Annotated in this window: 11 protein-coding genes and 1 pseudogene; 11 read left to right on the top strand and 1 reads right to left on the bottom strand. The window is 69.5% G+C overall.

Translation table 11 applies throughout. The features are described from left to right. Nucleotides 1-447: 447 nt before the first annotated feature. The 4 genes and pseudogenes from OG899_RS25555 to OG899_RS25540 all read left to right on the top strand — a co-directional run. Nucleotides 448-1,002 (top strand): hypothetical protein, encoded by a 555-nt coding sequence (locus OG899_RS25555; RefSeq protein WP_229814578.1) that lies wholly within the window; start codon nt 448-450, stop codon nt 1,000-1,002. 122 nt (nt 1,003-1,124) lie between these two features. Further along, nucleotides 1,125-1,613, top strand: coding sequence for a hypothetical protein (locus OG899_RS25550; protein WP_185867973.1), 489 nt, complete (start codon nt 1,125-1,127; stop codon nt 1,611-1,613). A gap of 345 nt (nt 1,614-1,958) precedes the next feature. Continuing rightward, nucleotides 1,959-2,498, top strand: a complete 540-nt coding sequence (locus OG899_RS25545; protein WP_406311171.1) for a hypothetical protein — start codon at nt 1,959-1,961, stop codon at nt 2,496-2,498. A gap of 1,092 nt (nt 2,499-3,590) precedes the next feature. After that, nucleotides 3,591-3,786, top strand: a pseudogene (locus tag OG899_RS25540) (IS5/IS1182 family transposase); the annotation flags it as partial. Between the two features lie 95 nt (nt 3,787-3,881). On the opposite strand, the gene OG899_RS25535 reads toward OG899_RS25540, so the two are convergent. Further along, on the bottom strand, nt 3,882-4,757 hold the full coding sequence (locus tag OG899_RS25535) for an NAD(P)-dependent oxidoreductase (RefSeq protein ID WP_168132462.1): 876 nt from the start codon (nt 4,755-4,757) through the stop codon (nt 3,882-3,884). A gap of 225 nt (nt 4,758-4,982) precedes the next feature. Here OG899_RS25535 and OG899_RS25530 point away from each other — a divergent pair, with 225 nt between their 5' ends. From OG899_RS25530 to OG899_RS25500, 7 genes are all read left to right on the top strand, one after another. Beyond that, a complete protein-coding gene (locus OG899_RS25530; RefSeq protein ID WP_168132465.1) occupies nt 4,983-6,422 on the top strand; it encodes a PLP-dependent aminotransferase family protein in 1,440 nt (479 codons plus the stop codon). A gap of 25 nt (nt 6,423-6,447) precedes the next feature. Next, a complete protein-coding gene (locus tag OG899_RS25525) occupies nt 6,448-8,133 on the top strand; it encodes an MFS transporter (protein WP_308431486.1) in 1,686 nt (561 codons plus the stop codon). A 94-nt stretch (nt 8,134-8,227) separates the two neighbouring features. Further along, nucleotides 8,228-8,488, top strand: coding sequence for a hypothetical protein (locus OG899_RS25520; RefSeq protein WP_168132460.1), 261 nt, complete (start codon nt 8,228-8,230; stop codon nt 8,486-8,488). Between the two features lie 323 nt (nt 8,489-8,811). After that, on the top strand, nt 8,812-9,717 hold the full coding sequence (locus OG899_RS25515; protein ID WP_168132459.1) for an NmrA family NAD(P)-binding protein: 906 nt from the start codon (nt 8,812-8,814) through the stop codon (nt 9,715-9,717). 1,053 nt (nt 9,718-10,770) lie between these two features. Continuing rightward, nucleotides 10,771-11,394 (top strand): hypothetical protein, encoded by a 624-nt coding sequence (locus tag OG899_RS25510; RefSeq protein WP_406311170.1) that lies wholly within the window; start codon nt 10,771-10,773, stop codon nt 11,392-11,394. 851 nt (nt 11,395-12,245) lie between these two features. After that, nucleotides 12,246-13,028: an IclR family transcriptional regulator gene (locus OG899_RS25505; RefSeq protein WP_168131995.1), complete on the top strand. Its 783-nt coding sequence runs from the start codon at nt 12,246-12,248 to the stop codon at nt 13,026-13,028. A gap of 216 nt (nt 13,029-13,244) precedes the next feature. Then, entirely contained in the window at nt 13,245-13,784 is a 540-nt protein-coding gene (locus OG899_RS25500; RefSeq protein WP_168131994.1) for a MarR family winged helix-turn-helix transcriptional regulator, read from the top strand. Nucleotides 13,785-14,376 lie beyond the last annotated feature (592 nt).

Genomic DNA, 14,376 nt, shown 5'->3' with positions numbered 1-14,376 from the left:
ACCTTTGATGACAGAAAGCACCCCCGGGGTGTCAACCGGCCTCGCACGTCCGGCACTTCGACCGGCAAGCGGCTCGCCCGTGCGACCGGAGCCACCGCGCCACCACCCCGACGCACACCCCGACGCACACCGCGACGCCACACTCGCACGATGCCTGCAACGACGTTTGTCAAGTAGCGACACACCGACGTTCGCTCGATGTCCGACGCGTTTTCGGGTGATCAGGTGTCAGTGGATCACCTCGAAGGACCAACAGTCGTCAACCGGACGCGACCGATGTCGACCTGACGCACCCTCAGGCACATCTGCACACTCTTCGGATACCCCGATCAGCCGCGCTTTCGCACCATCCGGAAAATCCCGAAATGACAGCTTTGGGGCGCCTATGTACGTTCAGTCTCACGTCGGCTGCCGAGCCGGCCTCCCTGCGAGACAGGAGACAGTGCCATGACCATGACCCGTTCCCACGCAGTCACCGCGGGCATCGCGGCCGCCGCGGCACTGACCGCGACCGGCATCACGTATGCCGCGGCCGCCTCCGCACCCGAGGCCCGGACGGTCCCGACAGCCGTCCAGCAGGCACCCGTCCAGGCCCCCCTGGACGGCGGTGTCGGCAAGGGCCATGAGGGCAAGGATCACGACGACCACGACAAGGGCCACAAGAAGCACCGCAAGCACCACGACGAGGGCTGGATCCACATCAACGAGCGGTCCTACTCCGCCCACCCGAGCGGCTGCGTCACCGTCATCAGCGGACTGGGGTCGAAGACCTTCAACATCCGCAACGACAGCCGCAGGACCGTCGAGGTGTTCCGCGGCGCCACCTGCGACAACGGCGCCCCCATCGCCACCGTCGGCCCGCACAGCACCAGCAACGGCGTCGAGCCCGGCAAGTCCCACTCCGTCAAGGTCAAGGACGGCGTCATCGCCAGCTTCCGCGTCGTCCACCACCACGGCCACGACGAAGGCGGCTACGACCACGGCGGCAAGGGCGACCACTGATCACCACCGTCGCGACACGAGTGACGCAGAACCCCGGCCCGCCGTAATCGGGCCGGGGTTCTGCTCTGAGGACCCGGAGTCCTCACCCCCTCCCCCGCCCACGACACGATGGGATGAGCGAGATGAGCACCGCTTTGGTGGAGGACACCAGCGACGACCACTACGTCCTGGACATCCTCGACATCACCTTGAGCCCGACACTGCCGCGCCTCGGCCAGCGGCTGCGCTGCACGATGGACGGCTACCTCAAGGAATCTGTGGACCTGACAAGGGTCAGCTGCAACGTCGTCATGAAGATCGGGCCGGTCAAGATGCTGGACCGCACCTACCGGCTGCCCGATCTCCTGGCCGGCATGGGTGCGAGCCTGTGCGGTGACACCCGGCCTGCCGCCGGCCCCTGGAAGCAGACCTGGGACCTGATGATCCCGCGGGCCGTTCCGGTGGCCAGGCACCGGATCCTGCTCAAGGCTCGCACGGGCGACGGCAAGGACTTCCTCTCCTTGCAGATTCCCGTCGACTTCAGCCACCGGTTCCGCCCCTTCACACCCGGCGACCCCGCGGCCGCCTACAACCGCCCCGTTCCGGCACGGGATCTCAGCTGGTCCCTCTGACGACAGCCCGCCCGCGGCACGCCCCGACGGCATGTCAAGCACCGACACACCGAGAGTGGGCGACGCCCGCGCACCGGTTCCGGGTGAACACACGTCAGTGCGCACACATGTTTCTCGGAGTGCGCGTCAACACTTCGCACTCCTGGGAGCTTTGACGCGGCAACGTGCCACCCGGCCCTACGCGGGAGCACACACCCGGTCCCTCGATCGGCCCCGTACAAGCACACTTCCGATTCATCCGACATGACAGGTTCGGAGGGTGTGAGTACGTTCGATCACAGGTCGGCGCACCACGACCGACCCACCCTTCTCTGACTCTGAGACAGGAGAGGCAAGCTCATGATCATGACTCGCTCTCACGCGATCACCGCGGGTATCGCGGCCGCCGCGGCGCTGACCGCGACCGGCATCACCTACGCCACCGCCGCACCGGCCTCCCAGCCCCAGGCCGCCCCCGCCGCCGTCCAGGCCCCCATGGGCGGTGACAACGGCAACAGCAAGGGCAACGAGGGCAGGGACCACGACGACCACGACAAGGGCCACAAGAAGCACCGCAAGCACCACGACGAGGGCTGGATCCACATCAACGAGCGGTCCTACTCCGCCCACCCGAGCGGCTGCGTCACCGTCATCAGCGGACTGGGGTCGAAGACCTTCAACATCCGCAACGACAGCCGCAGGACCGTCGAGGTGTTCCGCGGCGCCACCTGCGACAACGGCGCCCCCATCGCCACCGTCGGCCCGCACAGCACCAGCAACGGCGTCGAGCCCGGCAAGTCCCACTCCGTCAAGGTCAAGGACGGCGTCATCGCCAGCTTCCGCGTCGTCCACCACCACGGCCACGACGAAGGCGGCTACGACCACGGCGGCAAGGGCGACCACTGATCGCCGCCTGGCACACCGAATGAGCGGAAGCATGTAGAACCCGGCCCGCCGTAATCGGGCCGGGATCCTACAGGCAGACGCATGACACCGAACCCCGGCCCGCCGTAATCGGGCCGGGGTTCGCGTGCGGGCATCCGCCCCGTGAGCCGTCCCGGCCGGGACACCCACCGGGCCGCTGCCCAGGAAACCCACGCGCCTGTCCCCTCATGCTAGGGACGGACCCCGGCTCCCGCGAGCTTCTGGCGGGAGCCGCATCCGTGCGCCGCGCCTCGCCTCTCGGGTCGGTGCATGGCGCAATTCCCACTGCTCGGGCTGCGGTTGGACGGATGGTACACGCGCCGCCCCCGGACCGGGCCTTCGCCCAACGGACGCACCCGGACGGGTGACCGTGACGCGGGCGTCACCGGCGTTCCGCGAGGCCTGCCGCTCCCGCGCGGGGCGGCCGCCGTCGCCGGCCGGGGCGCGGCGCGAAACCGTCCGGGCATGGATCGGAAGCCTGCCGGCCCGACCCGGTACACGCCTCTGCTGTCCCGGGCACCGAGGCAGATGACCAGCCGGAAGATGACGTGACCGGGCAGCTGACACGTGCAGCCGGGCCGAATGGCCGCGCGCTCGTCGCGGTGACGTGCTCGGGCATCCCGCCCTCGGCGATGATCAGTCGCAGCGTCCGCGGTGCCGTTCGGCCCGGCCGTGCTCGTTCGGTCCGCCCGCTGGTGCCCGAGACCGCAGCCCGACCTTGTCCGCCGGAGCGGTGGGCGCCGTGACGGCACCTGGCGAGCCTCCTCGGCGAGCACCTGAGCGGGCCTGTCGTACGCGGGGGCTGTGTCGCCCGTGGTTCAGGCCGGTACACGCACTCACGTGATCACCTGACGGCTCGGGCTGCGTTCGCACGTGTGGTGTCATCGGCCGTCACGTCCGTGGTGAGTTTCAACTCCCCCACACCGTCGCGCTTTTGTCGATGCACCGAGGGACGGCGACAGGACCCTACCGGGCGTGGCGACATTGCACTTCCGGCAGGAACAGCGTATAGCAATGGAGTTGATCATTTTTTTCCCGTCAACTGGTCATTGTTTGCCGAGAGTTGGGCGGAGGTCGGTCGAATCCACCGTCGTACGGGCCCATCAGCATGCCGCCGGAGCACACAAAGGGCGGCTCGGCCGGAAGAATCCGCCGATCATGCACTCGGACGCTCCCGCGGCTGCTGAGTACCAAGGTCCACCTGGCCTCAGACAGCCGCGCACGCCCCCTCGCCTTCACCATCACCGCAGGCCAGGCCAGTGACGCGCCACCTCCGAGACGGCCCAGGCCGCCCTCCATCTCGCCGCCGTCCTCATCTGACCCGACGCGGGCCAAAGAGACAGAACGCAGCCTTCCTGTTGGTGCTCAGGTGGTGCTCTGTGCCGCAAAACCGGAACGCCACGACGCGTATTCCGGACGCCACCCTCGTGAGCAGGCGAGTGCGTTCGATGCTCCGCGTGCCCAGCTCTGTCGTGCGGACGTGCTTGCCGGCGCGGGTACCTTCAGGGCAGCGGCCAACACCGGCAACCACTCACGTCCCTGCGCCGGCTCGTCGTCGACGACGTTGACCGGGCCGGCCTGCCAGTCCAGGGCCGCGACCGCAGCCCTCGCGGCATCGGCGACGTGGACGAAAGAGGTCACAGAACGGTCTGCCTCCAAGTACGCGAGGAGACGCGCGGCAGGATCGCCGGCCAGCGCTGCGGCCACAGCGCCGCCTGGCGCATACCAGGTGCCAGGGCCGTACAGGATGCCGTAGCGCAGAGCCACCGCCGTCTCCATCTCGGCCGCGGTCGCTTCCAGTGCCCGGATGCCCTCCACCATTCCGCCTCGCGGCGGCTGGGCAGCGATGTCGAGGGGGACGGTTTCGTCGGCAGGGTCTTCGCCCGGAATGTAGGCCCACGAGATCGACTGAGCGATGATCCGCTGCGCGCCGGCGGACTTGGCCGCGTCCACGAGATTGCGTGTGCCCTCCTGGCGCAGTCGGTTGGTCTTTTCTCCGTCTGCCTCCGTCAGTGCCGTGAGCTGGTGGATCACCGCATCGGGCGCGGTGTCCCTCAGCGTTTGCCGCAGACCCTCGGCGTCGAACGCGTCAGCCTGAACAGCTGACGCACCCAGGAGTCGTAGGCGCTCTAGGCCCGAAAGCGAGCGTGAGAGGCCGGTGACCTGGTGCCCTGCGTCCAGCAGCATGGGAACGAGCAGTCGGCCGACCGCGCCGGTCGCGCCGGCAACAAGAACACGCATGAGTTCTCAGTCCTTCTGTAGATGAAATGAAAATGCCCGTGGTGGCGGCGTCAGCGACCGGAGACGAGTCGCGTGGACACGCCGAATCGGTTCCAGGCGTTGATCGTCGTGATCGCGACGATGAGCCTGACCGGCTCACCCTTGTCAAACTCCTTCAGTGAACTTCGTTCCTCGCCCTATCGCCCAGGCTACGTATCGAGTGGCACCGGAGTAGGCTCCATTTGCATGGAACGTTCGCGGACCAATTCGACGTCGGCGTCCGATTCCGGGCCTGGCATCGATCTTTTCGTGGAACTGCGCGGGCCCGGGCTGAGGATGGGGCTGGCCAATGCGTTGCGCGATGCGGTACGGACAGGGCGACTCGGCCCCGACACGCGACTGCCTCCGTCGCGTTCCCTCGCTGCCGATCTCGGTGTCTCCCGCAACACCGTGACCGACGCCTACGCGGAACTGGTCGCCGAGGGCTGGCTCACCGCCCGGCAGGGTTCCGGCACCCGTGTGGCGCGGCGGACCGAGCCGCACTCGGCGCCACGTTCCTCTCCCCGGGCACGGGCAGTGCGGCGCCATCCCACGTACGGTATGCGCCCCGGCTCACCCGACCTGGCGAGCTTCCCCCGCAGCCAGTGGCTCAGCGCCGCGCGCCGAGCTCTGGGCACCGCATCGCACGACGCCTTCGGCTACGGCGACCCCCTCGGTCAAGTGCGGCTGCGCACCGTTCTCACCGAATACCTGGCCAGGGCCCGTGGGGTGGTGGCCCATCCTGACCGGCTCGTCATCTGTTCCGGGTTCCATCATGGGCTCTCGCTGATGGGTCAGGTACTCAGGGCCCAAGGGGCGCGGACGGTGGCCGTGGAGGCATACGGCCTGGACCTCTACCGTGACCTGCTGTCCGCAGCGGGCCTGGACACCCCGCCTCTCTTCGTCGACGAGTACGGTGCACGCACGGATGACCTTGCGACGCTGCATGAGGCCGGCGCCGTGCTGCTCACACCAGCACACCAGTACCCGACAGGGGTCGCGCTGCATCCTGATCGCCGGGCGGCGGCTGTGGACTGGGCCCGTGCCACGGGAGGGCTGATCTTGGAGGACGACTACGACGGAGAGTTCAGATACGACCGTCAGCCGGTAGGGGCGCTTCAAGGGCTCGACCCGGACCGGATCGTGTACTTCGGCTCGGTGAGCAAGTCACTGGCGCCCGGCGTGCGTCTTGGATGGATCGTCCTGCCGGAGGACCTTGTCCCGGAGATGGTCGCGGCCAAGGGCTACGGCGACTACATGTCAAGCGCCCTTGAACAGTTGACACTCGCGGAGTTCATAACGGCGGGAGCCTACGACCGCCATGTCCGCGCGATGCGTCAGCATTACCGCCGCCGTCGCGAGGACCTGGTGAGGGCCCTGCAGCAGCGAGCCCCCGCCGTGCGGGTGACGGGCATGGCTGCCGGACTGCAAGCAGTTGTCGAACTGCCGCGGGGAACCGAGCGCTCCGTCATCGAGGCAGCGGCCCACCAAGGACTCGAACTCAGTGGAATGTCGGAATTCCGCCACCAAGTGCCAGGTGCCGGATGGCACGCACCTCAGCAGGACGCCCTTGTGATCAACTACGCGGCTCCTTCGGACAGCGCATGGGCCGGGGCACTGGACATCCTGTGTGGAGTGCTCCCGTAGCGCCCACCATCGATGGCTGGTGTGGATGACCCGCCCTTGCCCGCGCCCTTCGACTGGGGCGCACACGGAACCCGGGCCGCGGGACGTCTCCCGGCCATTCCGATGGCCATGCGAGGGACCGATCGAGCAGAATTGGTCTGCCGACTGGGGTGAACAATGGACCGAGGCGGCGGTCCATTCGAGCCATAGTCTGTCGGACATGACGACCTGCAACGAAGTGAAGAAACGCCTCTACAGCCCGCGCCGGGCTCGCGAAGGTCCCGCCCCCGGTAAAAGGTCCGCAAGGGCAGGACGAGAACCGCGCACGAGCACCAATGGTCCTCGGACCGTGTTCACCACCCGGCCCGAGAGCTTCCACCGGTTCACACGGATGCTTCGCGTCCGCCGGTCCGGCCATGACACTGCACCGTCATCCTCCGCGGCAACTGCCGACCTGCCGACTGGACGCCGCTCGCACCGCAGGATGTCCCCGACTTCGGAAATGGCCGGGGCCGCCGTCGGTTTCATGAGCCTCTACCTTTCCGCCGGTGCGCTGACCCCACTGCTCGTGTTGTACAGGCAGCAATGGTCATTCCCTGCCACGATGCTCACTCTCGCGTTCGCCGTCTACGCGCTGGGGTTCCTCGTCGCCGTACTGACCTTGGGATCCCTCTCGGACCACATCGGCCGACGACCGGTCATCATCGGGGCCTTGATAGTCCAACTCGTATCAGATGTGCTGTTCTTGACAGGCTCCGATGTCAGCTGGGTCGTCGCGGGACGCGTCATCCAGGGCATCGCCAGTGGCGCGGCCACGGCTGCGTTCACAGCGGCACTGGTCGAGTTCGCCCCACCCCACAAGAAGAGGCTGGGAACCGTTCTGGGCAGTATCGGGCTCACCGGCGGACTGGCCGCCGGGTCGCTGCTGGCAGGAGTAGCGATCCAGTTCACTCCGAGCGCCAACACCATCGCCTTCGTCAGCCTCATCGTGCTCAGCGTTCTCGGGATCATCGTCACGGCCCTTTCCCGGGAGACCGCGACCCGCACACCCGGCACGCCGCGTTCCATGATTCCCCGTGTGGCCATGCCACCGGCGGCCCGTCGAGAGTTTGCCGGCGCCGCACCCGTGGTGGCGGCCGTCTGGATGCTCGCAGGCTTGTCGGGGGGCCTGGCGCCGAGCCTCGTCAGGAGCGTCTTCCACCTCGACAGCGGTTTCCTCAACGGGCTGACCGGCTTCATCGCTCCTGCGGTCTCCGTCGTTGTCGGACTGTCGCTCGCTCGGATCGAACCGCGGCACGCGATGACCACCGGCATCTACACCTCCATCGCGGGAGCCGTCGGCATCTCGGGGGGAGTCCTCGGGGGGAGCCTGGTGCTCATGATCATCGGACAGGCCCTCGCCGGCATCGGATTCGGTGCCTCTTTCACCGCCGCATTGCGACTCGTCATCCCGCGCGCGGCCGACCACCAGCGGGCAGGAGTCGTGGCCGGCATCTACGTTGTTGCCTACCTGGCGTTCGGTGTGCCCATCATCGTCGCAGGACAACTCGCCGGGCCTGTCGGTGACATCACCGCGGTAGTGGGTTACTCAGCTCTTACGGTCGTCTTCGCGCTGCTCAGCCTGGCCGCCCAGTTCCGTATCAGCCACCCACGCAAACGGAACGATCCGAAGCTCCCGGCAAACGGACAAGAGCTGCCCGTCGCGGGAGTCAGAGTCGGTGGCGGTTCCTGACCATGATCCGGTGATGGTGGTGTCCGTCCGGGCATCACCGTCATCTTTCGGACATCGGCTCGGGCGTGTCCTGGCCTCGAACCGCCGGCTGGTGATGACCTGGGCCACGCGGCGGGGCGCCACCCCGGTGTGGACGGATCAGGCCCGTGCCGCCGGCCTCACGGTCGAGCACGTGGACGAGCGGCCCGCCGAGCCCGCGCTGTGGGAGCGGCTCCACCCGCTGTGGCTCGCCCACGCCGACGACCTGCGCAGCCAGCGGCGCGAGGACCGGGCGCGGAACATGCTGCGCGAGGCACACCAGGTGCTGCCCGCGCTGCCGGGCTCGGCTCGCGTCGACGCCAGCCACCGGTGCTGACGCGTCGAGTATGCACGCAGGCCACAACTCAAGCGTGCGACACCAGCGCTGCCCCCCGAAGAACGACCGTACGGTGACGGTAGGTGCTTGGGGTGAAACCGGGGCGGCCTGCCGCCCCCTGCGAGTGTCGTGGCTTGTCGGGCCATCACCGCATGAGCTACTTGACGGTGACCGCACAGCAGAATGGTGACGCTCGCTCTGCGCCAGGCATCGCCGTGGCCCTTGGGCGGCCGTGCCTCGCCTGATGCGGCGTTCCACTGTGGCCGTTGCCCGACCTGGGCACGACCGGCAGCACAGTCCACCACCCGAGAGGAGATCAGCCCATGGCTGCCAGCAATCTCGTTCTCGTCACCGGGGCAGGCCGCGTGGGGCGCGCCATCCTCGAGGAGCTGCGTGCGCGTGACGTGCCCGTACGGGTGATGGTCCGGCGCGACGACGAGCGCGCGGCCGACCTGCGTACGCGGGGCGCGGAGGTCGTCGTGGGTGATCTGACGCGTCCTGAGACGGTCGCGGCCGCGCTGGAGAACGTCGGCCGGATGTACTTTGCGATGCCCGTGTCACCGGACCATCTGTTGGCGGCGACCGTGGTGGCCACGGTGGCGCGCGAGCACGGCCATCTGACCGGTCTGGTCGCCATGTCGCAGATGACGGTGTCGCAGATGACGGCCACCAGCACAGCGGAGTCCCACCAACAGCGGTTGCACTGGTTGGCGGAGCAGGTACTGAACTGGTCCGGCCTGCCTGTGGTCCACGTGCGGCCCACAGTGTTCCTGAACAACCCACTCTTCACCTCCCTGGCAGCGCAGTCGATCAAGGCCAACGGCACGATCGCACTGCCTTTCGGCACCGGTCGCACATCCCCCGTCGCCGTTGACGATGTCGCCCGGGTCGCCGCCACCGTGCTGTGCGACCCGGCGCCGCACATCGGGCACATCTACGAGCTGACCGGGCCACGCACGGTCGACATGACGGAGCTGGCCCAGGAGTTCTCGAGGGCGCTGGGGCGTGAGGTGACCTATGTGGACGTGCCACCGGAGCGTTGGCGGACGGAGAACCTCGCCTCGGTGGGCCTGCCACCGCACGTCGAAGAGCACATCGTCACCATGGCCAGACTCCACCGTGAGAACCGCTACGACCGCACATCCGACGACGTACAACGCGTCACCGGTGTACCTGCCCAGAGCATCGAGGCGTTCGTGGCCGCTCGCAAGGACTTCTACCTGGGCTGAGCCGCAGCCGGCGATCGCGGGCAGGAGTCGCCGATGCCGACCGGCCGCACACCCCCGGAACCTGCAAGCACCCTGTCGATCGCGGGCGCCGTGCCCGTCGTCCACCGAGGCCGGCGTCGTGCGGGAGTGACTGTCGTCGGGCCCCGGTCGGGACGGAAAGGGGCGTCCTCAAGCGCTTGGACGACGTCTACCGCCCGTCGGTGCGCGACCGGCACACACAGGATGCAGGAGACGACCTGGCCCGCGGCACCTCCGATGCGGTCAACTCCAGGCGATGAGCCAGGCATTGAGCGGTCAGCCGCGGCGCTGTCGCGGTGCATCAGGTGTCGACGCGCTGCGGGCGCCGGTCGTAGCCGCGGGATACTCGGTCCGCTCTGGCGCCGCACCAGTCGCACCCCCGGCCCCGTGATGAAGGACGCGGGACGAGCGTGCGGAGACGCCTTGCCGGCGTGGCCTCAGGTCCGCACGCTTCGCGTGCAGGGGCGCCTGGCCCCGGCGCACCGCGGCCCCGGGAACCCAGAACCCGCCGCACCCCGGATCCTTCTGCCGACTCCAGCCGTACAACCGTCCCGGTCCCTCACCATCGGCCCGGTCGGTCCTGCGGAGCGTGTCCGTGGGCCCAGTCCCCGCCGTCAGGGCACTGCCGCCCCGAGGACCTGACCACCGCCGGACGGTGTGCGACCAGGAATGCGGCCAGGGCGATCACCCGGCTCCGGACGCCGTGAACCTGCGGCGGAACAGCCGACTCCCCTTTGTCAAGCAGCGACGCGCCGCTGTTTCGCGCGGAGCCGATGCGTCGACAGGTGAGCTGACGTCAGAATTCACACGGATGGACTATTTGTCATTCAATCCTTCTGCGATTGCCAGTATTTGACATGCCATCAGTTGTGCTGCGGACACGCTGTCAGACGCGCGCGTCATCCATTCGGACCGCACTGGGGAGCCCTTGCGAAATTCCCGACATGACAGGGTCCGGGGGCGTATGTACGTTCAATCACACGTCGGCGGACACAGCCGGCCACTCTCTGGTTCCAAGACAGGAGAAGCAACACCATGGCCATCACCCGATCCCATGCGATCACCGCGGGTATCGCGGCCGCCGCGGCGCTGACCGCGACCGGCATCACCTACGCCACCGCCGCACCGGCCTCCCAGCCCCAGGCCGCCCCCGCCGCCGTCCAGGCCCCCATGGGCGGTGACAACGGCAACAGCAACAACAACAGCAAGGGCAACGAGGGCAGGGACCACGACGACCACGACAAGGGCCACAAGAAGCACCGCAAGCACCACGACGAGGGCTGGATCCACATCAACGAGCGGTCCTACTCCGCCCACCCGAGCGGCTGCGTCACCGTCATCAGCGGACTGGGGTCGAAGACCTTCAACATCCGCAACGACAGCCGCAGGACCGTCGAGGTGTTCCGCGGCGCCACCTGCGACAACGGCGCCCCCATCGCCACCGTCGGCCCGCACAGCACCAGCAACGGCGTCGAGCCCGGCAAGTCCCACTCCGTCAAGGTCAAGGACGGCGTCCTCGCCAGCTTCCGCGTCGTCCACCACCACGGCCACGACGAAGGCGGCTACGACCACGGCGGCAAGGGCGGCTACGGCGGCCACGGCGACTACGACGACGACTACGACGACAACGGCAACCACGACGACGACAAGAACGACTGAACGTCGATCGAGCACGGCTCAGAACCTGACCCCGGCCCGCCGTAATCAGGCCGGAGCCCAGCCGACAACCGCATGACACACAGGACACAGAATCCCGGCCCGCCGTAATCGGGCCGGGATTCTGTGTTCCCACCGGCCCGATACCCCCACTCGGGTGTGCGCATCCCGCGCCGTCCGGATCGTCTCCTGTCCCCAGGGCAGCGGACACCGCGGCGTCGCCCGGCGCCCCAGGGAAGCATGGCGGCACGGCCACACCTGCGACACAGCGGCCGGCCCCCTGTGCCCACCGCGCGGCGACACCCACCCGCACCGGAATGACCGGCATCGGCGGACAGCCGCACTCCCGCTTGCGATGCGACGCCAGGTGCTCCTGACGGCCCGGCCACGAACCTGCACCCACGGCGCACATCTTCGCCCCCTCCCCGCACCCCGGCCCGCGCCCCCCTGCTCGCCCGTCAGCCCCTCACACCTCACGCTCGGCTTCCCCGGCCGGGAGGCCCGCCGGCGTGGAGCGTCGTACAGCGACACAAGGGGACGAGACGACGAGGGACACAAGGAGACGGAGTCATGTCAAAGGCCACGTCCTCACCTCGACAACCACTCACCGGTCCCACTCACGGACGGATATGACGCCAGGTCAGTGCCTGACGGAGCGCCCGTCCGGGGCCGGGGCGGCGTCCTCTCCGGGCTTCCGTTCCGTCCACCGCCACGGCCACGCCGACGAGCCGCAGCGCCCCGGTGGCGGCGCCCGCGGCGAGCGGCGGCGGAGAAAACGTCGGCAGGTGTCTTGTGGCGCGGCATGCGAGCGCCTACAGTTCCCGCGGCTCGCCAAGAAGGGCAGTGTCAGCGCCATGCACAGAGTGACAAGAGTCGACGCGGACGCGTCCTCGCCCCGCGCCACCCGGCCGTTGAGCACCGTGGTGAAGGCGCTGGCGCTGCTCGACTTCCTGGCCGGCTCGGACGGGCCCGTCCGCGTGTCCTCACTGGCCCGCGCGGTCGGGGCCTCGCGCGGCGAGGTGCACCGGCAGCTGGTCACGCTGGAGGCCGCCGGCTGGATGGAGCAGCTGCCCGACGGCTCCTACCGGCTCACCCTGCGCCCGGCGCACCTGGGACACACCGCGCTGCGCCAGGCCGGTGTCGCCGAGCGCACCGCCCCGCTGCTCGCCGAGGCCGCCCGGGCCTGCGGCGAGGTGGTGAGCATCGCCGTGCTGGACGGCGACACGGCCCGCGTGGTCCAGCGTGCCGAACCCGGGCGTCCGCTGCGTGCCACCCTGCTGCCGGGCGACCGGCTCGGCCTGTGCGGCAGTGCCGCCGGTCGGCTGCTGTGTGCGCTGGCCGAGGAGACGACGCTCGCGACGGCGGCCCGGCGTGGGGTGCCGCTGCCGCCGGCGGGCGACCTGGCGGTGATCCGGTCGAACGGCTGGGCGACGTCGGCCGACGAGGCGGAGGACGGGATCTTCGCGTTGGCGGTCCCGCTGCGCCGGGAGGACGGAGAGGTCGTCGCCGCGCTCAGTGTGCACGGTCCGCAGGAGCGGCTCACCCCGACCGGGGCGCTGGCGGTGCTGCGTCCGCTGGCCCGCCGTGTCGAGCCGTTGCTGCGCCTGGACGGTGCCGCGTTCGGCATGCGGGCCTGAACCGCTCCACCGCCGGGCGGGAGACCCGCCCCGTGACAGATCGCGGAACCACTCCTCCGCCGGGTCGAACGCCCACTCCCCTGCCGGGTCGGGCGACCGCGTCCCTGACGGGTCACTCCTCAACGGCGCGCGCCGGTCCTGCCCGCGGTGTCTGCCCGGTCGTCGCGTCGCCGGAGCGGGGACGGACCTGTCTGTGTCGCGTCATGTATGTGCAGTATGCATATACCTTCCGACGCCGGCGACGGCCTGTCGGACGAGCGACGCATCGAGACCGCTGCCCGCAGCATGCTGCGCGATCTGGGGCAACTCAACCGGGCGCTGTTCCGTGCCGCCGACTTCGGACTGAGCCGCAGCGAGGAGTCCGTACTCGACGCCCTGGCCGCGACGCCGCTGCGGGTCACCGAACTCGCCGCCCGCACCGGCATGGTCCAGCCCCGCGTCACCGTGATCCCGCAGCAGCTGCAGGAGCGTGACCTGGTCACCCGCCGACGCTGCTCGGCGGACCGGCATGCCCTGGAGACCAGCATCACGCCCGCCGGACGGCACCTGCTCGGCCAGGGGCGGCAGCGCATGGCCGCGGCTCTGCTGAGCGCACTGCGCCCCACCCCCGTCGAGGACTGCGGGCGCGTCATGTGCGCCGCCCGCCTGTCCGTCGTCCTTCTCGCCGAAGCCATGGCTTTTGTATTGGCGAGGGCCACATCCAGGGCGTCCAGTTCGTGCAGGGCCGTCCGCAGCCGCTGGGCGCGGGGCCCCTGAGCGGCCGGCAGCACCGCGCGGGTGCCGCGTCGTCGGGCCGGGGCCGCCGGGCCACGCAGCCGGTGGCCGCCGCGACCGTCGTCGGCCCCGACGCCGGTGCCGCCGCACCCCCGGCTGCGCCGACCACCCCGTCGGCTGCCCGGCGCGGATCACCGTCGTCGACGCGCGCGGGCAGCGGGTCGCGCGCGCTCGTGCCGAGGCCGGCCGCTACCGGCTCGGTCCGCGCCCGGGTCATCACACCCTGGTGGTGTCCGCCCCCGGCCACTCCCCGCGCGCGGAATCCGTCACGGTGGGCACCTCGCAGCCGCAGGTCCGGCTGGACATCCGTCTGCAGGCGCCGGACACCGGCACACCTGCCACGGGTGTGCCGCGGCGAAGCGGCCGGCGGGCCATGACACGACCCGCCGGCCGCCCGCATGTGTGCGGCCTTGCCGCGTCGCCAGGGTTCCCGGCGGGGATCACCGGGCCGTCTCCGTTCGGTGATGCCCGGACCACTTGGTCGACCGAACCACGCGTGGCAGTGTTGGCCGGAAGTGCCGAGGCCGGGAGCATGCCATGAACACGGTGACCCCGACGTACGACATGGCCGACA

Origin of the sequence: Streptomyces thermoviolaceus (assembly GCF_045209695.1) — a bacterium.
Taxonomy (GTDB): domain Bacteria; phylum Actinomycetota; class Actinomycetes; order Streptomycetales; family Streptomycetaceae; genus Streptomyces; species Streptomyces thermoviolaceus.
Note: the sequence above shows the minus strand (reverse complement) of the source record. Positions and strands in the feature narration are given on the sequence as shown.

Bases quoted from the DNA above. Each gene is read 5' to 3' on its own strand.
- OG899_RS25555 (WP_229814578.1), top strand. From the start codon at position 448: ATGACCATGACCCGTTCCCACGCAGTCACCGCGGGCATCGCGGCCGCC.
- OG899_RS25550 (WP_185867973.1), top strand. From the start codon at position 1,125: ATGAGCACCGCTTTGGTGGAGGACACCAGCGACGACCACTACGTCCTG.
- OG899_RS25545 (WP_406311171.1), top strand. From the start codon at position 1,959: ATGACTCGCTCTCACGCGATCACCGCGGGTATCGCGGCCGCCGCGGCG.
- OG899_RS25535 (WP_168132462.1), bottom strand. From the start codon at position 4,757: ATGCGTGTTCTTGTTGCCGGCGCGACCGGCGCGGTCGGCCGACTGCTC.
- OG899_RS25530 (WP_168132465.1), top strand. From the start codon at position 4,983: ATGGAACGTTCGCGGACCAATTCGACGTCGGCGTCCGATTCCGGGCCT.
- OG899_RS25525 (WP_308431486.1), top strand. From the start codon at position 6,448: ATGACCCGCCCTTGCCCGCGCCCTTCGACTGGGGCGCACACGGAACCC.
- OG899_RS25520 (WP_168132460.1), top strand. From the start codon at position 8,228: ATGACCTGGGCCACGCGGCGGGGCGCCACCCCGGTGTGGACGGATCAG.
- OG899_RS25515 (WP_168132459.1), top strand. From the start codon at position 8,812: ATGGCTGCCAGCAATCTCGTTCTCGTCACCGGGGCAGGCCGCGTGGGG.
- OG899_RS25510 (WP_406311170.1), top strand. From the start codon at position 10,771: ATGGCCATCACCCGATCCCATGCGATCACCGCGGGTATCGCGGCCGCC.
- OG899_RS25505 (WP_168131995.1), top strand. From the start codon at position 12,246: ATGCACAGAGTGACAAGAGTCGACGCGGACGCGTCCTCGCCCCGCGCC.
- OG899_RS25500 (WP_168131994.1), top strand. From the start codon at position 13,245: ATGCATATACCTTCCGACGCCGGCGACGGCCTGTCGGACGAGCGACGC.